This is a genomic window from Terriglobus sp. 2YAB30_2 (genome assembly GCF_052114765.1).
Classification (GTDB): Bacteria; Acidobacteriota; Terriglobia; order Terriglobales; family Acidobacteriaceae; genus Terriglobus.
On the sequence record NZ_JBFRFJ010000015.1, the window covers coordinates 110,306 to 129,552 of the forward strand.

Annotated in this window: 19 protein-coding genes; 12 read left to right on the plus strand and 7 right to left on the minus strand. The window is 57.8% G+C overall.

Annotated elements, in window-relative coordinates; all coding sequences use genetic code 11:
- Window positions 1-66: 66 nt before the first annotated feature.
- The 4 genes from AB4Y89_RS19620 to AB4Y89_RS19635 form a co-directional block, all read right to left on the minus strand.
- Entirely contained in the window at window positions 67-1,053 is a 987-nt protein-coding gene (locus AB4Y89_RS19620) for a sugar phosphate isomerase/epimerase family protein (protein WP_442302634.1), read from the minus strand.
- An 89-nt stretch (window positions 1,054-1,142) separates the two neighbouring features.
- Entirely contained in the window at window positions 1,143-2,831 is a 1,689-nt protein-coding gene (locus AB4Y89_RS19625) for an acido-empty-quinoprotein group A (protein ID WP_442302635.1), read from the minus strand.
- A gap of 11 nt (window positions 2,832-2,842) precedes the next feature.
- Window positions 2,843-3,778 carry a c-type cytochrome gene (locus AB4Y89_RS19630; RefSeq protein WP_442302636.1) on the minus strand — a complete coding sequence of 312 codons (936 nt, stop codon included), beginning with the start codon at window positions 3,776-3,778 and terminating at the stop codon, window positions 2,843-2,845.
- A 383-nt stretch (window positions 3,779-4,161) separates the two neighbouring features.
- Entirely contained in the window at window positions 4,162-4,524 is a 363-nt protein-coding gene (locus AB4Y89_RS19635; protein ID WP_442302637.1) for a hypothetical protein, read from the minus strand.
- A gap of 211 nt (window positions 4,525-4,735) precedes the next feature.
- Here AB4Y89_RS19635 and AB4Y89_RS19640 point away from each other — a divergent pair, with 211 nt between their 5' ends.
- The 8 genes from AB4Y89_RS19640 to AB4Y89_RS19675 all read left to right on the plus strand — a co-directional run bounded on the left by AB4Y89_RS19640 (window position 4,736) and on the right by AB4Y89_RS19675 (window position 14,778).
- A complete protein-coding gene (locus tag AB4Y89_RS19640; protein WP_442302638.1) occupies window positions 4,736-6,340 on the plus strand; it encodes a methyl-accepting chemotaxis protein in 1,605 nt (534 codons plus the stop codon).
- Between the two features lie 82 nt (window positions 6,341-6,422).
- Window positions 6,423-6,920 (plus strand): chemotaxis protein CheW, encoded by a 498-nt coding sequence (locus tag AB4Y89_RS19645; protein WP_442302639.1) that lies wholly within the window; start codon window positions 6,423-6,425, stop codon window positions 6,918-6,920.
- 37 nt (window positions 6,921-6,957) lie between these two features.
- Window positions 6,958-9,267, plus strand: a complete 2,310-nt coding sequence (locus tag AB4Y89_RS19650; protein ID WP_442302640.1) for a chemotaxis protein CheA — start codon at window positions 6,958-6,960, stop codon at window positions 9,265-9,267.
- On the plus strand, window positions 9,264-10,115 hold the full coding sequence (locus tag AB4Y89_RS19655) for a CheR family methyltransferase (protein WP_442302641.1): 852 nt from the start codon (window positions 9,264-9,266) through the stop codon (window positions 10,113-10,115). The genes AB4Y89_RS19650 and AB4Y89_RS19655 overlap by 4 nt, the downstream gene beginning before the upstream one ends.
- Window positions 10,116-10,122: 7 nt before the next feature.
- Window positions 10,123-11,271 (plus strand): protein-glutamate methylesterase/protein-glutamine glutaminase, encoded by a 1,149-nt coding sequence (locus tag AB4Y89_RS19660; protein WP_442302642.1) that lies wholly within the window; start codon window positions 10,123-10,125, stop codon window positions 11,269-11,271.
- 432 nt (window positions 11,272-11,703) lie between these two features.
- Window positions 11,704-12,456 (plus strand): gluconate 2-dehydrogenase subunit 3 family protein, encoded by a 753-nt coding sequence (locus tag AB4Y89_RS19665; RefSeq protein ID WP_442302643.1) that lies wholly within the window; start codon window positions 11,704-11,706, stop codon window positions 12,454-12,456.
- A 38-nt stretch (window positions 12,457-12,494) separates the two neighbouring features.
- Window positions 12,495-14,066 (plus strand): GMC oxidoreductase, encoded by a 1,572-nt coding sequence (locus AB4Y89_RS19670; RefSeq protein ID WP_442302644.1) that lies wholly within the window; start codon window positions 12,495-12,497, stop codon window positions 14,064-14,066.
- Between the two features lies 1 nt (window position 14,067).
- The gene (locus tag AB4Y89_RS19675) at window positions 14,068-14,778 is read left to right on the plus strand and encodes a cytochrome c3 family protein (protein ID WP_442302645.1); all 711 of its coding nucleotides are present in this window, start codon (window positions 14,068-14,070) and stop codon (window positions 14,776-14,778) included.
- 65 nt (window positions 14,779-14,843) lie between these two features.
- Here AB4Y89_RS19675 and AB4Y89_RS19680 read toward each other — a convergent pair whose 3' ends face one another.
- From AB4Y89_RS19680 to AB4Y89_RS19690, 3 genes are read right to left on the minus strand one after another with little or no spacing between them, the layout of a single operon-like run.
- Window positions 14,844-15,272: a chemotaxis protein CheX gene (locus AB4Y89_RS19680; protein WP_147647502.1), complete on the minus strand. Its 429-nt coding sequence runs from the start codon at window positions 15,270-15,272 to the stop codon at window positions 14,844-14,846.
- Between the two features lie 2 nt (window positions 15,273-15,274).
- Window positions 15,275-15,655 (minus strand): response regulator, encoded by a 381-nt coding sequence (locus tag AB4Y89_RS19685; RefSeq protein ID WP_147647501.1) that lies wholly within the window; start codon window positions 15,653-15,655, stop codon window positions 15,275-15,277.
- Entirely contained in the window at window positions 15,652-16,155 is a 504-nt protein-coding gene (locus tag AB4Y89_RS19690) for a chemotaxis protein CheD (protein ID WP_442302646.1), read from the minus strand. Before AB4Y89_RS19690 ends, AB4Y89_RS19685 begins: the two co-directional genes overlap by 4 nt.
- Window positions 16,156-16,345: 190 nt before the next feature.
- Between AB4Y89_RS19690 and AB4Y89_RS19695 the strand changes: the two genes are divergently transcribed.
- The 4 genes from AB4Y89_RS19695 to AB4Y89_RS19710 are packed head-to-tail and all read left to right on the plus strand — an operon-like array spanning window position 16,346 to window position 19,097.
- Window positions 16,346-16,711 carry a response regulator gene (locus tag AB4Y89_RS19695; protein WP_442302647.1) on the plus strand — a complete coding sequence of 122 codons (366 nt, stop codon included), beginning with the start codon at window positions 16,346-16,348 and terminating at the stop codon, window positions 16,709-16,711.
- A 2-nt stretch (window positions 16,712-16,713) separates the two neighbouring features.
- Window positions 16,714-17,181, plus strand: a complete 468-nt coding sequence (locus AB4Y89_RS19700) for a hypothetical protein (RefSeq protein WP_442302648.1) — start codon at window positions 16,714-16,716, stop codon at window positions 17,179-17,181.
- A gap of 24 nt (window positions 17,182-17,205) precedes the next feature.
- Window positions 17,206-17,649, plus strand: a complete 444-nt coding sequence (locus AB4Y89_RS19705; protein ID WP_442302649.1) for a chemotaxis protein CheX — start codon at window positions 17,206-17,208, stop codon at window positions 17,647-17,649.
- 38 nt (window positions 17,650-17,687) lie between these two features.
- A complete protein-coding gene (locus AB4Y89_RS19710) occupies window positions 17,688-19,097 on the plus strand; it encodes an alginate export family protein (protein WP_442302650.1) in 1,410 nt (469 codons plus the stop codon).
- Window positions 19,098-19,247 lie beyond the last annotated feature (150 nt).

Below are 19,247 nucleotides of genomic sequence, written 5' to 3' on the forward strand. Positions count from 1 at the left end.
TCCTGGAGTAAGCAATAGAAAGCCCGCGGCAACTGCCGCGGGCTTTCTTGCTGCTAGAGGCGAATACTAAGCCAGTGCAGCTTTGGCATACGCCAGGCACTTCCCTACTTCCTTCACCGAATCCGAGCCATCTGGGATTGGGTACTCCACCTCGATGGTGGCCGGGAACTTGTAGCCTTCTTTCTTCATCAACTGCAGCACTTCCTTGAGCGGTGTGTCGCCCTCGCCCCAGGGTGTGTTGGCTTCACCGTGCTCCTTACTCTTGCGATCCTTCAGGTGCATGCTGGTGATGCGATCGTGGTGCTTCTTCACGAACTCAATCTGGTCTTTGTTACCGGCAGCCGTGTAATGGCCGAGATCAAGATTGATGCCGTTGTAGGGAGACTGTGCGCAGGCTTCATCCCAGGTGGTAGGCAAAGCCTGCAGGTGCGCGTGATAGCCGATCATCATCTTGTGCTTCGCGCCGAACTCGCCGATGCGCTTGGTCAGCTCCGACTGACCGTCGGGCATCTCCATGGTGACATGGTTCGCTCCGCAGGCCTTGGCTGCGTTGAAGACGTAGTCGAACTCCGCATCGGGCATTCGCATCGTGAGGCCGGCCTTGAAGGCATAGATCCAGACGCCGGCGTCGGCATAGATCTTGCGCAGCTCTTCATACTTCGAGATCGGCATGGTCGTACGCCACTTCGTCAGAGCTTCGTTGTACTCAGTCATCTCCGGTCGTGGACCTGCGGGACGCGGCGCACCGGCTGCAGGCGGCGGACCTGCAGGACGCTGTATCATCGGGCGCTTGGGAGCTCCAGCCCACTCCTCCTGAATCGTTTCCAGCTCGCAGGCGTTAATACCGTTCTCGACCATGTACTTCAAGTCATCCAGCACGCCGTGCTGCGGCATCTGCCGGTAGCTGTAGCTGATGACACCAATCTGTACGCCGTTGAACTTCGAGTTGGGCTTCGTGGCTGCAAACAAACGAGCCGGGTTGGCTGCCACGGCAGCTGCTACCGGCAGGCTCGAGATTGCGAGTTTGCCGAATTCACGTCTTGAATACCGCATGCGTCACTCCTTAGGGCTAAAGACTTCGTTGAGCCAGAGGAAAGGACCGCGACACAACGAAGCGGCCCTTCCCGATTTCCAAACGCCTCTTACTGCAGGCGGAAGGCATATACCGTATCGCTGCCGGCAACAAGAACATACTGATGACCATCGAGCATGTAGGTCTCCGGAGCATTGGTTGTGGAGATGCGTGTGTGCCAAAGAGCCTTACCGGTGGCTGCATCATGCGCGACAAAGTTGCCGCGTGCATCCGAAGCAAAGAGAAGGCCTCCCGCGGTTGTCAGCAGACCGTTGAGCCCGCCGCCTCCTCCGGTAACACCGGGATAGCGATGCTTCCAGGCCGGCTTGCCTGTCTTCGGATCCATCGCAACCAGGTAGCTTCCCAGCGAGCCGACGCTCAGCTCATCTTTACCGCCGAGTCCCATCGCTCCGCGAGGGTCGGTGGTGGCCAGGTAGTACATCGCATAGCTCTCCTGTGCATGTGCATAGAAGTAGCCAGTCTGCGGACTGTACGCCGGCGGCGGCCAGTTCACGATGCCACCGTTGGCCGGAGAGACCAAGGCTCCACCAAGGTCAAAGTCCTTGGACGGGTCGCGGTCGGGAGCACCGTTCTTGTCGAGGGTGTCTTTCGCCCAGTTTGGAGAGTCGACAAGCTTGCTGGTCAGCAAATGCTCGCCCGTCACGCGATCGAGCACGAAGAAGTAGCCATTCCGGGCCGCCGTGATGGCCAGCTTACGCATCTTGCCACCGAACATGGCATCGGTCAGCACCGGTGTCTGTGTCGAGTCGAAGTCGTGCGTGTCGTGTGGAGAGGTTTGGTAGTACCAGGCCATCTTGCCGGTCTCGACATTCAATGCCACCAGCGAGCAGGTGTAGAGATTCGCGCCAGGCCCGCGAAGCTGCGACGTGTATGCGGCGGTCGGATTGCCCGTGCCGAAGATATAAAGATGCGTCTCCGGATCGTATGATCCAGGCACCCAAACATTGCCGCCGCCGTGTGAGGCCGCGTCGAGGTTCTTCCACGTATCGAGTCCCGGGTCGCCTTCCTTCATCGGAACGGCGTACCACTTCCACTCCACGTCCCCGGTCTCCGGGTTGAAGGACTGCAGCAGGCCGGGCTCATCGAGGTCGTTGCCGGTCCCGACCAGCAGGTGGTCTCCAACGACGATCGGCGACATGGTGGAAAAGTACTGCAGATCGAAGGAAGCAATCTCCTTGTGCCAGATCTCCTTACCGGTGGTTGCGTTCAGAGCCACAAGGAAGTTGTCCGGGGTCTCAAAGAAGAGACGGTCGTGCCACATGCCCACGCCACGGTTGCCGATGTGCGTTCCGCCGCGTGTCTTCCACAGGTAGTGCCACAGCTCATGGCCATCGTAGGCATCGAGCGCCCACACGTTGTCCGGCGTAGTGACATACAGCACCCCATTGACCTGCAGGATGGCGCCCTTCACGCTGCCCATCGGGGCTTCGATCGTACCGACACCACCTACGGTCGTCGGAGGCGCCGGAGGAGCGAACGAGAATGGACCGGCGCTTGGTGGGGCCGAACCAGCGCTCAGGCGCTGTACCCATGCCAGGGTGAGGCCATGAACGTTCGAAGTGTTGATGTCTTTCAAAGAGCTGTAGCGGCGGCCGCTGTAGTCGCCAGAGTAGGTCAGCCAGGTATCGGGCTTGGGGTTCAGGATATCGGCGGGATCCAGCCACGCCTTCTGCGCCATGGCGGGAGCCACGGTCATGGCCGCCACTGCAATTGCTGCAAACGTTCTTAGTACGCGCATCCTTGTCCCCTTTATTTCAGCGTCACCAGATAAGCGGTAATGTCGTGGATCTCTTTGTCCTTGATGGTGCGGAACATTGCACGATGGGCGGCAAGAGGATCGTGGATCTCGACCTTCGGAAGATCGTTATCCCGCAGGAATCGATGTGCGACGCCATCCTCGGTCGAGACCTGGACGTAGAAATCATCAATGGCGTCAAGCTTGCCGGTGATAGGCGTTCCCTTTGCCGGAGTCACGGTGGCTGTAACCGGCGGCACCTTCAGAGGCACGGAAGAACCGGCAGGGGCTCCTGGGAAACGGCCGGCGGGCATCCCCGGCAACAGCCAGGCCTGCTGCATCGCCCGCGGTTCGGCGTACTTCGCGGCGAACCCGGCAAGGTCGCCGGTCACGGAATGGCACGATCCGCAGAGGTGGGTGAAGGTATCTTTGCCGGTATTCGCGTCGCCCACCACGATGTTGATCTTTTCGGTGATGACAGCGCGGCTGCTGACCTTCAAGCTGTGCAGCCAGGCAGCAACGTCAGCGACCTGAGCATCGGTAAGATCGATCTTGGGCATGCCGCGATCAACGCGGGCCCCATGCACAATGGGAGCGATCAGTTCGCCGTTCTGATCCTGCAGCACAATCTCAGAACGCAATAGGTTGGGGCCGACGGAGCCACCGCCTGCATCCGATCCATGGCAAAAGGCACAGTTCACGCCGAAAGTGGCCTTGCCACGATCGAGGACTTCCTGCGGCGCCTTCTGCCGATCGGGATAGGCCACCAGGCCACCACGGTTTCTGGCTCCCTGAGCAGGCGGTTCAGCCTGCCCGCCGTGTTCTCCGCTCGGCGCCTGCTGGGCAGATACATGAAGATTGCCGGTACACAGCCAAACCGATAAAGACACTGCCGCGGCAAAACCGCCAACCAGTGCACTTCGGCGAAGTTTCGAGTTGAAGATCGTCATTGGCCAAACCTTGTCGTGATGTAAATAGATCTCCGCCAAGACATCATTCCGACTGTCCTGCCGCCAATTGAATTCTTTCCAAGAGTTGTTCCGGAGACACGTCCAAACGGGCGTAATCCGGAGCGCGTTCTTTTATAAATGACTTAATCGACGATTGGGAAGATCAAACTCCCGCCCTATCGACGCATGGAAGGCCAAAATAGACGCAATGCAGTCTCTAAAAAAGCGACGATAGCGACAAATTTTTGAAGAAAGGTGGTCCAGCAGGTAGAAATGGTGGCGATTAATCTTATTTATAAAATATCTTCAGACATAAAAACCCCTCCCACGCTGACTGCGCAGGAGGGGTATGGAGTCGAACGAACGGTGGCGGAGTGAAAGTATTAGAACGCTCCCTCGATTGCGTGTCCCTGGGTCGCATCGGCGGGAAAGACCACTGTTACCTTCGACGTCCACGACTGAGAGGTCTCTGAGAAGGCCGGACGCTTGCCTCCCAGTGCGACAAGCCCGCTGGCGATGTCACGAGATGTTTTGGACAGAGCAGTACGGGGCCCTGTGATGGAGCGGCTGTGCCACGACGTCAGTATCGTGCCCGCCACCATAACCAGGAGAACCCACGCAAAAATGAGCAGCACCGACGCGAACAATGCAGCATATTTTCGGAGAGCGACCTGCATAGCGACCTCACTGCAGCTATCGGCTCCCAGAAAACCGGCGATAGGTGGAAAACCGGTGAATTCGAGCATTTTCCCTGTTGCCAGGTATCCCGGAAGGATCGTGCGGCGGCGTTTTCATTGCGGAAAATGCCCATCGATACAGATGCCCTACATTACCCCCACAGGGAAAATGCTCTAAGAGCATCGAATCGCTTCAAGATACTGCACGCGATGCCGATGAGGAGTTCTGAGAACGCTGGATGAGCTCAATTGTTGAACCCAGCGGAACGGAGCCACCAACGTGAACCTGCAACGCTACACCGTGAAACAGAAACTTCTTATTTCATACGGCACCATGATGATTCTTCTAGTCCTGCTGGGCGGACTCGCCGTTTACGAGATTAGTGGCCTTGGCGAACTGACTTGGGAGCTCGGCATTAAGGACGCGACCAAGATGTACAACGCCGGCATGGCGAATGGTCACTCGACCGAGATACTCGCCGCCAGCCGCAGAATCGCGGTCAAAGAGTCGGTCAATGATGCGGAAGGCCTGAGCCGGGCCATCGATGAGTACAACACGTATGAGAAGAAGATGCGCGAGGACATCGCCACCATTCTGAAGCAGGGTGTTTCCGCAGAAGGCCGCCCGACGCTGGAGGCAGCCACCACCAGGCTGGATAGGGCGTCACAGTTGTTCCCGCACTATCTTGAGCTGATTCATGCTCACCAGGTCAAAGAGGCGTCGCAGTTTGCGGAGAGCGAACTTGAGCCTGCCCTTCAAGATGTCGACGCGTCCGGCTCGAAGATGCTGGAACGCCAGAAGGTCGTCATGGGCAAGACGAATACCAAGGCAGAAGATGCAATCAGATTCGCACACTGGCTCATCGGCACACTGCTCGTGCTCGGAGCCGTTTCCGGAGTTCTGATCGCCTTTATCGTCCGCACGCTCGACCGCCAGCTGCGCCACGCCGTGCGTGAGCTTTCAGTAGGCTCCGATCAGGTGACTGAGGCGTCGGCCCAGGTTGCCACCTCGAGCCAGAATCTGGCGAAAGATACCTCTGAGCAGGCCGCAATGATCGAAGAGACCTCCGCTTCGGCAGAGGAGATCAACTCCATGGCCCGCCGCAATGCCGAGAACTCGGATCGTTCGACCACCCTGGTCTCAGAAGCGGTTCGCCATAGTGACGATGCCAATCACGCCGTCGAACAGTGCGTGGAAGCTATGGATGCACTGAGCGAGTCCAGCGAACAGATCGCCAAGATCATCGGAGTGATCGATAAGATCGCTTTCCAGACCAACATTCTGGCACTGAACGCCGCAGTCGAAGCCGCGCGTGCCGGTGAAGCCGGTATGGGATTCGCCGTCGTCGCCGAAGAAGTTCGCAATCTGGCTCAGCGTTGCGCCCAGGCGGCGCAGGAGACCTCGGTCCTGATCAAGAAGTCCGTCGACAACACCGCCGCAGGCCGTGAGCGGATGACCACCCTGGTTGGCTCCGGCCGAAAGGTGAATGAGGTCTTTGGCCGCATCAAGGTCATGATCGATGAGATTCGCATGAGCAGCCAGGAGCAGGGCAAGGGTATTGATCAGATCAGCCGCGCCATCGGCCGCATGGAGAGTGGAACCCAGAAGAACGCAGCCAATGCGGAAGAAAGCGCTGCGGCGGCACAAGAGCTGAATGCCCAGTCCGATGGGCTACGTGGAGTTGCGATGGGGCTGGCGCGCATGACCGGTGTCACCGTACGTGGCCATTCGCAAAAGGCTGTGGTAACGCCCGTGCTCAAGCCAGTCAAAGCGCCGGTGGTACGTCCGGCGATTGCAAAAGCTCCAGCGGTGAATACTTTCGTTCCACAACGTCTTGCGCCGGCCGCGGCCAGCAATATCGACGCTAACTTTACAGACTTCTAGTTCGGCCCGGTGGAGAATGGCTCATCCCTGAGCCACTTTCTGCCGATACATCAACTATCTGGATCTATCTCAGGAGTAATACATGGCAATCAAGAACAACAACCAGGCGAAGCAGGTGGCACACGATACGTCGCGCAAACACCTCATCTTCTCGCTCGGCGAAGAGGAGTTTGGCATTCAGGTCCTGAACATCAAGGAGATTATCCAGATGCAGGAGATCACCGCCGTTCCCAAGACCGCGGTCTACGTCAAAGGCGTCATCAACCTGCGTGGCCAGGTGATTCCTGTACTCGATCTCTCAGTCCGTTTCAACATTCCCCAGCGTCAATACACACCCCATACCTGCATCGTGGTGGTTCGTTTAGCCACGTCCATAGGCGAGCGCCTGATTGGCGCAGTCGCTGACGGAGTCAGCGAAGTCCTGTCCATCTCGGAAGAGGACATCGAACCCAGCCCGGACTTCGGCAACGGAGCTTCGGTTCCCTTTCTGCTCGGGATGGCGAAGGTACGCGGGAAAGTAAAGCTGCTGCTCGACACCGACAAGGTCTTCTATATCGAAGCCTCGCAGGAAATCAACTAAGCACGACACTACAGCCCCTCTTTCAGGTATTAGACGCATGAGTGCCACGAAAAATACTGCACCGGTTGCCGACCAGCTTGCTGCGCGGCTCGACGAGCTGGCAACGCTCTGGATGGTCGATGGACCAGGTTCTCTGACCGAACAGCGCCTTATCCAATTGGCTGCGCTCGCACAAAAAGATCCTGCGTTTGCAGAGATCGCGAAACGCGCCAACTCACTGGCCAATGACCGCTCAAAGGGCAAGATGATCGCCGAAGAGCCCTTTACCGCATTTCAGCGTCTGATGCGCGGTGAAGCGGAACCAGTCGTCCAGGCGCCGACACCAGCACCTGTTGCGGCTGCCGCCATCGCGCAGACCACGGCCGCTGTCGCTGTGGAAGAGCCGATGGAAGAGGATGAAGTCGCATTCGACGACGATCCTGAGATGCTTGCCGGCTTCGTCACCGAATCGCAGGAGCATCTGGCTGCCATCGAAGAGCAGATTCTGGCGCTTGAGCGTGATCCGTCCCAGTTGCCCGCAGTCCATGCGGTCTTCCGCGCCTTCCATACCATCAAAGGCCTGGCCGGTTTCCTTGGCCTGAAGGGCGTCCAGGGCGTAGCGCACGAAGTCGAAACGCTGCTGGATCATGCACGCAACAGCCGCGTTCAGATCAGCGTGGAGATCGTCGATCTCGTTCTGGAGAGCTCAGAGTACCTGCAGGCAGAAGTAAACCGCGTCAACGGCGCACTGAACGGAGCTGATCCCGGCAAGGCGAAGAACAACCGCGCCCTGCTGCGCACCATTACCACCGTTACTCAACGAGCACTCGATGGAGGCTCAACCTCCGAACCTGCCGCCGTAGAGGCTGCACCGGTAGCCGCACCTGCAGCGGCTCCAGTGAACGAAGAAGCTCCTGCTACTGCTCCGGCACCAAAGGCAGAACCAGCGGCTGCCCCTGCACCGCCCCTAGCCAAGGAAGAGACACCTGTTGCTCCTGCTGTTCCTGCCGCACCGAAGGTGGAAGCCGCTGCGCCTGCCCCTGCGCCAACGGCAGAGACGGTTGTTCCCGCGGCCGCACCAAAGGCTGAAGCTGTTAAATCCCCAGCTGCCGCGCCGGTAAAGGCGGCGGAGCCCGAATCCGCCCCCGCGATTGCGCCTCAAGCAGCCGTTAGCAAGAGCGAACCCGTCTCGGCCTCAATCCGTATCGATACCGCTAAGCTCGACCAGCTTATGGACATGGTCGGCGAGATGGTGATCGCACAGTCGATCTTGAGCCACAATCCGATGGTCGCCAGCAATCGCGATGCTCGGCTCATAGGCGACCTGGCGCAACTGGCCCGCATTACAGGTGAGGTCCAGCGGCGCGCCATGAACATCCGCATGATGCCCATCGGCCCACTCTTCCAGAAGAATGCCAAGCTGGTTCGTGATCTCTCGCGCCGGCACGGCAAGCAGGTGGAATTGCTGCTCGCTGGTGAAGGCACAGAACTCGACAAGACGATCGCGGAAGAGCTCTCTGATCCATTGCTGCACATGATCCGGAATGCACTCGATCATGGTATCGAGACACCGCAGGAACGCACGGCAGCCGGCAAGAATCCGACCGCGACACTGCGTCTTTCCGCGGAACACGAGTCCGGTAGGATCGTCGTCTCCATCTCCGATGACGGGCGCGGGCTCAATCCGGACAAGATCTTCCGCAAGGCTCTGGAACGTGGCCTGGTCACCGAAGATACGCAACTGACGGAAACTGAGATCTTCCAGCTCATCTTCGCGCCCGGATTCTCGACAGCGGAAAAGATTACGGATATCTCGGGCCGTGGCGTTGGCATGGATGTCGTCCGCAAACATGTAGAGAATCTGCGCGGCCATATCCAGATTGAGTCTGAGCTTGGTAAGGGCACGACCTTCTACATCCATCTTCCGCTCACGCTGGCTATCATCGAAGGCCTTGTGATCGTAGTCGGGGACCACCGCTACATCATTCCGGTCTTCTCGGTTCGCGAGATGCTGCGCCCGACACAGGAGATGCTGGTCCGGGTACAAGGTACGGAAGAGATGATCCTGATGCGCGGCAATCTCTACCCGCTCGTCAGGCTGCACCGCCGCTTCGGCATCAAGCCTCGTTCTGAAGATATCTGCCAGGGCCTGGTTGTCGTGTGCGAGGGCGCGGGACGTCAGTTCTGTCTCCATGTGGACGATCTGCTCGGACGTCAGGAGATTGTGATCAAGAGTCTGGGCGAGACCTTCAGCGATAGCACCGGCCTGACTGGATGCGCGATCCTGGGCGATGGCCGCATCGGCCTGATCCTTGATGTTGTCCAGATCTTCAAAATGCCGAACGAACCCGGTGAGGAGGCAGCATGAGCACAGTCACCACCATCAGCAACCTGACGCTTTCACAGAAGGACTTCAATCGCTTCAGGAAACTTGCCTACGACTATTGTGGTTTGGCAATTGAAGAGGGCAAGGAAGGTCTGGTTGCCTCTCGCCTGACCAAGATCATGCGCTCGCTGAACATCGGCTCTTTTTCCGAGTACTACGAGTACGTGATCAACGATAAGTCGTCCGACGCTCTGGTGACGATGATCGACCACCTGACGACGAATTACACCAACTTCTTCCGCGAGCCGAAGCACTTTGAGTTTCTTTCCGGCACCATCTTTCCGGCGCTTGCTAACCGCAGCGAGTACACGATCTGGAGTGCAGCCTGCGCCACCGGAGAGGAGCCATATTCGCTCGCCTTTGCGGCTCGTGAGCACTATGCCAATTCCGGGCCTACCGTAAAGCTCCTGGCCACGGACATCTCAACCAAGGTGCTGGCGCGCGCGCAGGATGGGACCTACAACGAGAAGTGCTTCCAACAGGTTCCGATGGAGATTCTGCGCAAGTACTTGCAGCGCGGCGTAGGGCCGGCTGCCGGAAACTATCGCGTCAAGCAGTTCATTCGCGAAGCAATCTCGTTCCGCCGGCTGAACCTTATCAGGCAGTTTGAGTCGTTTGTCGAGAGCTATCCTCTGATCCTCTGCCGGAATGCCATGATCTACTTCGACATTCCGACACAACAGGAGCTGGTCAATCGTTTCTATGACCATCTGGAACCTGGTGGATACTTCTTCGTCGGACATGCCGAAAGTCTGAACAACCTGAAACACAGATTCGAATACGTACAGCCTGCTGTCTACAAGAAGCCGGGCGCTTTGAGATCACGGTAGGTCACCGATGAAGACAACCTCTCCGATTCGCGTCCTCATCGTGGACGATTCCGCAACGGTGCGTAAGATTCTTTCTGACGCCTTGCGCAATGCCCCTGGGATTGAAGTAGTAGGCACAGCTCCAGACCCGTATGTTGCCCGCGAGAAGATCCTCGCATTGAACCCCGACGTTCTGACGCTCGACATCGAAATGCCGAGAATGGACGGCCTCACCTTCCTGAAGAAGCTGATGGATTACAAGCCTATGCCTGTAATCATGATCAGCTCGCTGGGGCAGGCCTCCGCCGCGGCAACCATGGAAGCCTTCCGCCTGGGAGCCGTCGAAGTCCTTGCGAAGCCGAATGGCCCCTACTCCGTCGGCGACCTTGCGAACTCACTTGCAGATAAGATTCGCGCCTGCGCGCAGGCGAATCCGCGTGCATTCAAACCGTCGCCCGCAGTGGTGGCAGAAGTATCGGCACCGGCAACACCAGTAGCCGCGCAACCGATGGCGCCGTCGATCTCGCCAGTGGCCGCTCCAATGTCTCCGACCGGAGCCCTTCCTGGCTTTGCTTCGCGTCGAATCATCGCTATCGGATCCTCGACAGGAGGTCCCCAAACGGTTGCGAAGATCGTGAGCCAGTTCCCCGCGGACATGCCGCCGGTCCTGATCACACAGCATATGCCGGCAGGCTTCACACAACATTTTGCAGACCGGCTCAATAAATCCTGCGCAATGGAAGTCAGAGAGGCAAAGGATGGAGACGATGTCCATCCGGGGCTGATCCTGATCGCACCAGGAGACTTTCACATGACGCTGCAGCACACGAGTGCCGGATTGAAGGTACGCGTTGCCGGAGGCCCACAGGTGTGCTTCAGCCGTCCGTCTGTCGATGTCCTGTTCGCGTCGGTGGCCCAGCTCGTGGGTGGTCCGGCATTGGGTGTACTGCTTACCGGCATGGGAACTGACGGAGCTCGAGGCATGCTGCAGATGCGGCAGACAGGGTCTGTCACAATCGCTCAGGATGAAAACACCAGCATCGTCTACGGAATGCCGAAGGAAGCAGCCCGTATAGGTGCGGCGGCGATGACACTGCCGCTTGAGAAAATTGCCGGCGAGATCGTGAGACAGATCTCACAGCCTTTCGTCAGGAAAGCTGCCGCCATCGGTCGTTAGAGCATTTCCCTGTAGGTGTGATGTAGGGTTTCCGCATCCATGGGCGTTTTCCGCAACGAAAACGCCGCTGTACGCCTCTCGCGGGATACCCAATGACAGGGAAAATGCTCTAGCTCTTATTGCCAGCTGCTCAAGAACGATGCCCTTCTCCCCGGAAGGGCATCGTTCTTGCACCTCTAACGCGAACGCAAATCGCGTAGGACATTTGCCGTATCGACAGTCGGCGTCCGGAAATTTTACGCCCCCGTTACAAGATGAAAAGTGGCGCATCCATGGCTCTAACGATCGCGATAATCCCTTGATTTTCTTGCGGTAGGCGCGCCACGAATCGCTACGAACCGGCAAAGCCATCCTGTTGAAACCACTGCCGAAGTTAAGCGATCGACTGGGTAACCTTGACGCTCATTCCTTGTGGCAAATAAAGTTCCTCTCATGAAGAGGCGTGATTTTGTTAAGGGGCTGGCCGCGGCAACGGCTACCGGGGCAGCGCTCGGCCAGCAAAAGCCACCACAGGCAACTACTCCTGTACCGGCCACCAGCACCGTGGATCAGGGCACGATGGCGGTCTCACCCAATGCCGCATCCAGTGCCCCGGCCCAGACCCGGATGCAGCAGATGGCGGCATTTCGTTCGCCGAACATCCCGGTAACTCTGCCGGATGTGGTCGCCAGCACCGACACGCATTATTTCACCCCCGTGCGCTATGCCACGCTGGTGCATCTGTGCGAGATCCTGATGCCTGGCGGAGAGGGATATCCCACCTCTCTGCAGGCGGATACACCGCAGTTTCTGGACTTCCATATCGGCGGTTCGCCGGCGGACCGGCAGGCGATGTACAACGACGGCCTGGATCGGCTGAATGCCGACTCCATGAAGAAGTTCAACGTGGCCTTCGCCAAGACCGATGAAAAGCAGGCCGACGCCATCATCCGTCCTTTCCTGAAGGCGTGGATCAACGACCACCCACCCCGGGAGAAGCACGAGCGCTTTATTGCGCTGGCTCATCGCGACATTCGCACCGTCACCATGAATTCGCCGGCCTGGGCTACGGCTGCAGAGGCTTCCGGTGAGCGTACGCCTGGAGTTGGCCTCTACTGGGCGCCCATCGATCCCGGCATGGAGAAGTGGGTGAGCCATGGCGCACCGAAGACAGCGGCGCCCGTCACAAAACAGGCACATAGCTAATCAGGTTTTGCAACTCCGGAAGGCATAGAGCATTCGTTATGGCAGAGAAGAAAGTTGACGTCCTGATCATTGGGTCGGGACATACCGGCGGCATGGCTGCAAAGATCCTCACGGAGAAGGGCATCTCCTGCACCATGCTGGATGCGGGTCCGATGCTCAACTTCGAGCGTGACCGCACCCTGAAGCCCGCAAACCAGCTCCCGTTTCGCGGTCTGGATGCTCCGGGTCGCCACCCACATATCTTTCAGTCAAGTGAGTTCAGCGCCAACCAGTGGATCGACGAGAAGGTCATCCCCTACAACTACCCTGCCGGGCAGCAGTACAACTGGGTTCGCGTCCGCAGCGTCGGTGGGCGCTCGCCCTTCTGGGGCCGCCAGTCGTTCCGTCTGAGCGACTACGAGTTCAAGTGCAAAGACCACGATGGCTTCGGCGAGAACTGGCCGATCTCCTACAAGGACCTCGAGTCGTTCTACTCGCGCGTTGAAGGGATCTTCCGCGTGCAGGGCCACACGGACGGTCTGCCGCAATATCCTGACGGCAACTTCATTGAAGATAAGGTCCCGTGGTCGAACGCCATGCAGCGCTTCGTCGATGCCGGCAAGAAGATGGGCGTGCCCGTAACCAAGCCCCGTTCCGCACTCGGCACCGGCGGCCTGGCGGCATCTATCAACCTGCTCATCCCGGATGCTGTGGCTACCGGGAAGCTCACCACGATTCCTAATTCCATCGTGCGGAAGATCACCGTGGATAAGCACACCGGCCTGGCTGACGGTGTGATCTTCATCGACCGCCATTCCTACCGCGAGATGACCATCAAGGCGCGTGTCGTTATTGTGGCAGCGGGAACGCTGGAGACGACGCGTCTGCTTATGATCTCCGAGATCGCCAACTCCAGTGGCGTCCTGGGCCACCATCTCTGCGACCAGATCTATGGTGCCGGTATCGCAGCCTCAGTGCCGGAGGCACGTGGCGGCAAGGGCAAACGGGGAGTCACCGGTGGAGGTGCGCTGATTCCGCGCTTCCGTAATCTTGAGACAAAGACCCCCGGCTACCTGCGCGGCTTCGCAGTCAATGTCTCCAGCAGCACCGGCCCCATGGACGCACGCTGGTTCACGGAGTACGGCAGCTCCCTGGAGAAGAAGCTGGACGAATATTACGGCAGCGGCTTCACCACCAACATCATGGGCGAAACCCTGGGCCACTACGAAAACCATGTTTCATTGAACAAGCAAGTAGTGGATGCATGGGGTATGCCGACGCTCACCATCAGCACCAAGTATGGCGACAATGAGATCAACATGGCGAAGGATATGGTGGACACCACCGCTGCCATGGCCGAAGCCGCAGGTTTTGAGGTACTGGTCCGAAACTATGAGTTCAACCCGCCGGGTTACTCGATTCACGAGCAGGGCACCGCGCGTATGGGAGACAACCCCAAGACCAGCGTGGTGAATAAGTGGAACCAGAGCCATGACGTCAAGAATCTGTTCATTACAGATGCGAGCGTCTTTGTCTCCGCCGGCTGGCAGAACCCCACTATCACCATGTGCGCCCTCGCGATGCGCGCTTCTGAATACCTGGCTGAAGAGATGCGAAAGGGGAACATCTAACATGCGCCGTTTCCTGCTGATCGCAGTTCTTCTGTGTACGGCTTCTGTTATTCGTGCCCAGGATGTCCCCTCAGGCGCCAGGCCCTCCACGGCCCCCGCTCCGGGAACTGCGGCCTCGTCCGGCGCACCTACCATCACGAATCCTTCACCGGCGCCTACACAGCCTGTCGCTTTCAGCCATAAGAAGCACGCCGGTGACGGCAAGATGGCCTGCGACACCTGCCACGCCCCAGCACGCAATGGAGTTACTGTGGCCATGCCGCAGGCCTCCAAGTGCATGTTGTGCCATGCATCCATCGCCACTGACAAACCCGATATCAAACGCATTGCTGAAGCTGCGCAAAACAACCAGCTCTTGCAATGGGTTCGCGTGTATCGTGTGCCGTCGTTCGTCAACTTCAGCCACGACACGCACACCTCCGCCGGAGCCCAGTGTGCGGACTGCCATGGTCCGGTAGCCGAACGCGAAGCCATCACGCGCGAGAAGGACCTCTCGATGGGCGGCTGCATCTCGTGCCACACCCAGAAGAGCGCTCCGACTGGTTGCGATACCTGTCATCAACTCAACTCTGTGCAGCTACATGCTCCGCTTCCGGCGTCGCATGCGGCGCTGCTTGCCGGTCTTACCTCTTCCGGCCACACCGGCATGGATCAGTCTATCCATCGGTTCTTCACGGTGCTTAGCCCTCGGCAGACTTCCAGCACCCCCTGAAATAGAACCAATGCAGCAAACGAAGCCCTCTCGAAAGAGAGGGCTTTTCCAATTCGTACAGAGATCTAGTAGGTCTTCACCCACGCGACCAGCACGCCCTCTTCCCAATCGAACTGGGCTCCCTGCTCCTGCGAGATGGGATTCATCACCGTCGGCGATGTCAGAGCGAAAGCGTGATCGTGATAGCAGTGGCCGAGCACGTTGCCGCATACCATGTTGGCCAGCTCGTTCATGACTTCGCCCACCTGCTGCTCGCTCAGATCAACGGGGTCTTCTCCAAGGAAGTCAGAGGCGATGCGAACCGCTACCGGACGCGGCGCGCGGATTCCAAAGCGGCCCTCTTCCGGACCGTGGAAGGTGAGGGTATGTTCCATCCAGGGTTCACCCGCGAAGGCTGCCATATCGACCGGCTCTCCCGGCAGGATAAAGCACATCGACTCCAGCACTTCGGTCATTGCTGTTTGAAGAGTTGCCGATATCTGTTCGACTGACATTGTTAAGCCTCCACGAATAGCTCGTTTAACGCCACTCCCAGCGTCTCCGGAGCAAAGGGTTTGGTGACATATCCTTTGGCGCCCAGCGCATTCATACGCCGCACGCGTTCCTCACTGCGGTCGGTGGAGATCACCATCACCGGCAGTTGCGACAGAATGTCATCTTGCGACATCTGTTCCAATAGCTCTTCCCCAGTCATACGCGGCATGTTGATGTCCGTCAGGACCACGTCCACCGCCTCGATGCGCAGGATATCCAATGCTTCCAGGCCGTCGTTGGCCTCGAAGCACTCCTGCGTCTCGAAGTTCGAGAGCATGAGCACTTTCCGGATCACCTTACGCATCGCCGGGGAATCATCGACGATCAATACATTCCGTGTCATACGTTGCGCTTCCTTTCCTCTGCTGCAGGCACTAATTCTCGTTCTTTACCACCGTGCGAGATCACCACTCTTCCTGAACTCGCATCCATGTGGACCGTCCGCGGCTCGTCACCGCCAACCTCTTCGTGGTGCACCATGACGCCGGCCTTCCATAGGATCTTGCGCGCGGCTACATGGTTCCGTTTTCCAATCTGAAATACGTCGTTCGAACCGAGAACCTGGGCACCGCCGATCAGCGAAACCTTGAGCCGCTGCTTCAATGCTCCAAGCTCATAGGACATGCGGAAGAAGGCGGGAATACCGCTGTCCGCAAACATAAACGGCTTACTGCGGGCTCGTTCCGGATCGGTTGAGGAGTCCGGAAGCATGAAATGTAACAGACCCGCTACCTTTGCAACTGGGTCATGGATTACTACGGCGATGCATGAACCAAGAGCGTGTGTCGCCAGCACCCCCTGCGGATCAGCAGTCACGGCGCAATCGCTGATGCCTACGGTCATGAGAGATCTGCTTGTCAATGTCACGGTACCGCCCAAAAGTGTTTCGAGGTCATTCACCCTTTTTATCGACTTGCCCGGTGACAACATGAGCCGGCCTTTTGTATAAAACTTCGCCCGATGCGCCTCATCTTCTGGCGGCATCCGCCGATAAGCTCACCAGTCGCATCCCGCGACTACAAGCGAGCGAAATATGGACATCCTTTTGGTAGACGACAGCAAGACAATGCGCCAGCTGGTTAAACGAGCGCTACGCCAGGCCGGCTACGAAAATCTGCAGATCGGCGAGGCCGGCAACGGCGCCGAGGCGCTCAGCATGGTGCAGGCTGAACAGCCGAAACTTGTTCTTTCGGACTGGAATATGCCGGAAATGCTTGGCATCGATCTGTTGAAACGGGTTCGTGGCCAAAATTGCCAGGTGCCCTTCGGCTTTATCACCTCGGAATCTTCAGAAGACATCCGCGAGACCGCGATGAAAGAAGGCGCCAGCTTTTTCATCACGAAACCCTTTACGCCCGAAAATATCGACGCGGCTCTTTCGCCGCATATGAGCAAGTAGCTATGTCTGGACCCACTGCATTTGCGCTCTCCCACTTATTCACTGACCTGGTGGACCGCCCCGTCAATTTCTCGGAAGCAAAGACACTGCCTGCAGCAGAGGCAAAAAAGGTCTATGCCGTTTACGAGACGTTACCGGCGGGGCGGCCCATCATCGTACAGGCGGATCTTCCCTTTATTGCGGCCATTGCCGGACTCCTGATTGGAATGCCGGCAAATATCGCGCTCGAGCGAGCGCAGACCGAACCCATGGAAGACAGCGTACGCGACCCCATCTATGAGGCTTTGAATATCTGCTCGACCTGCCTCAGCGGTGATGAGCGTGTGCTGCTTCGCATGATGACCACGAATAAGCTGAAGATCCTTCACCCTGCTTCAGAGCTCCTGAAAAAGTCTGGATCAGCCATTAACTACAAAGTTGTTATCTCTGGAAAGGACTGTGGCCTTGTCTCCGTGCTGGGAGTCTACTAGGCCAAATTTAGGAGGACGTTTTCCATGAACGTATCAAACACAATACAGGATGCGCTGAGTGCACTTACGGGCTGTGAGGTTCAGATGTCGCAGACTGGCTGCGAGAGCTTCCCGGTAGAGTTACATGCCGTTGTCGATTTCAACGGTACGCCATCGGGCATGATCCGTCTGGAATTGAGCCAGGCAACAGCCGATCGCCTGAGCGCTACCATGCTCGGTTTCGACGATCCCAGTGAAGTCGATGACGTCGAGATGAGAAATGACGCGATCGGAGAGATCGTGAACATCATCGCCGGTAAGGTAAAGGCACTGCGGGGCAAGACCGACGCACTGCTGTCTATGCCGGTCGTCGGCGACATACAGGCCGACCGTCCGGAATTGGCTCACGATAACTTCAGCGGGATCTTCAGGGTTGGAGAAGATGTCGTCCGCGTCTCCACCGGCTGGGACCATCCAAACGAACGATAAGAAATAAAGAAATTCCTGCTTCCTTTGCGAGTATCCCTATGACTGTCCGTCTATCCCGACTCTTCTTAGCCGCCGCCGTTTCTGCAGGCATGGTTGTTCCGCCCGTTCAAGCACAGCCCGCGCCTAAAGATAAAAAAGCAACTGCCAGGAAGATAGGTTCGACGCCGGTCTATGCGGATTATCCTCAGAAGAAGGGCAAGGTTCAGCCCATCAAGGTTGATCCCCTGCCACGATGGCTTTCCTTTGATATGGAAGTGCGGGACCGCGGTGAATTTCAAACGGCCTACAACTACACCAAAGGTCAACGCATTTACAGCCTGACGCGTGTGCGCGGTGGTATGACAATTCGCCCGACAAGCTTCATGTCGGCTTATATGCAGTTCCATGACACCCACGCTCTTGGTCAGTCAGTTAGCCTGGTCGCCAGCAATATGCGCGACGGCTTCGACCTCCGGCAGGGCTATCTTGAACTGCACCATCGTTATCTTCAGCTCATCGCCGGACGCCAGGAGTTGAAGTTCGGCAGCGAGCGCCTTATCGGTATCAGCGACTGGGCAAACAACAGCCGTACCTTCGATGCTTTCCGCCTGAGTATGGGAGGACGCAGGAACCACCTCGATCTATTCACCAGCTCTGTGGTTGCAGTGCATCCCACGTCCCTGGACACACATGGCGCAGGTCTGAACTTTCATGGAGCTTATGCGTCCCTGCGTTCGATCGTTCCCAATGCCAACCTGCAGCCTTTTGTCTATATCAAGGCCATGCGCTCCGTAACCAGCCAGCAAAAGATCGCCGGCAGTGAGTTGGAGACCACGTTCGGCACCGAGGTCGAAGGCGCTCTGCCTGCGCACTTCAGCTACCAGGCGATGGGAAACCTGCAGCGCGGCAGCTTCTCCAACGATGCGATCCATGCGGGTGCGGGCTTCGCGAAGGTCTACTACAGCGCGGCTAAACTGCCTTTACAGCCCCGGGCAGGTGTCGAGTATGACTACGCCACCGGCAACCCTCGTCGCAATCTCAACCGCATCAGCACCTACGACCAGCTTTATCCCAGCAATCACAACGCCTTTCAATTGATGGACCTGTTTGGGTTCCAGAACATCAAGCAGCGCCGGTTCAATCTCGATCTGCGTCCAACAACCAACCTTACGTTGCTCTTCCAGGCAAGCCATCAGACCCTGGCCACGAAGATGGATAGCCTCTATAACAGCGCAGGATCTGTTCTCATCAAGGCGCCTACGGCCGGGTTTACCAATACCAATCTCGGAAACTCTCTCGACCTCTCAGCCAAGTACGTTTACCGCGAGTCCGTCGTAGCCAATCTGGGCGTAAGCCATCTCTTCCCTGGCCAGTTGCTCAAAGACAACAGCAAGGGGCTTCCCGAGACGCTGCTTTACGTCGGCCTGACCTATCGCTTCCGCATGGATCACAATCCGCCGGCGGAATAGTTAGGGCTTGCCTAGAGTCTGCAGATGAGCAGTTCACGTTCGTAGATCATCTCCGGTGGCAAGTGAGCGTGGAGCAGGAGGAAGAGCTCCTCGTGATCCATCACCTCTTTTCTCCATGCGGTGTGATCGACCTGCTGCAGCTCCAGGAAC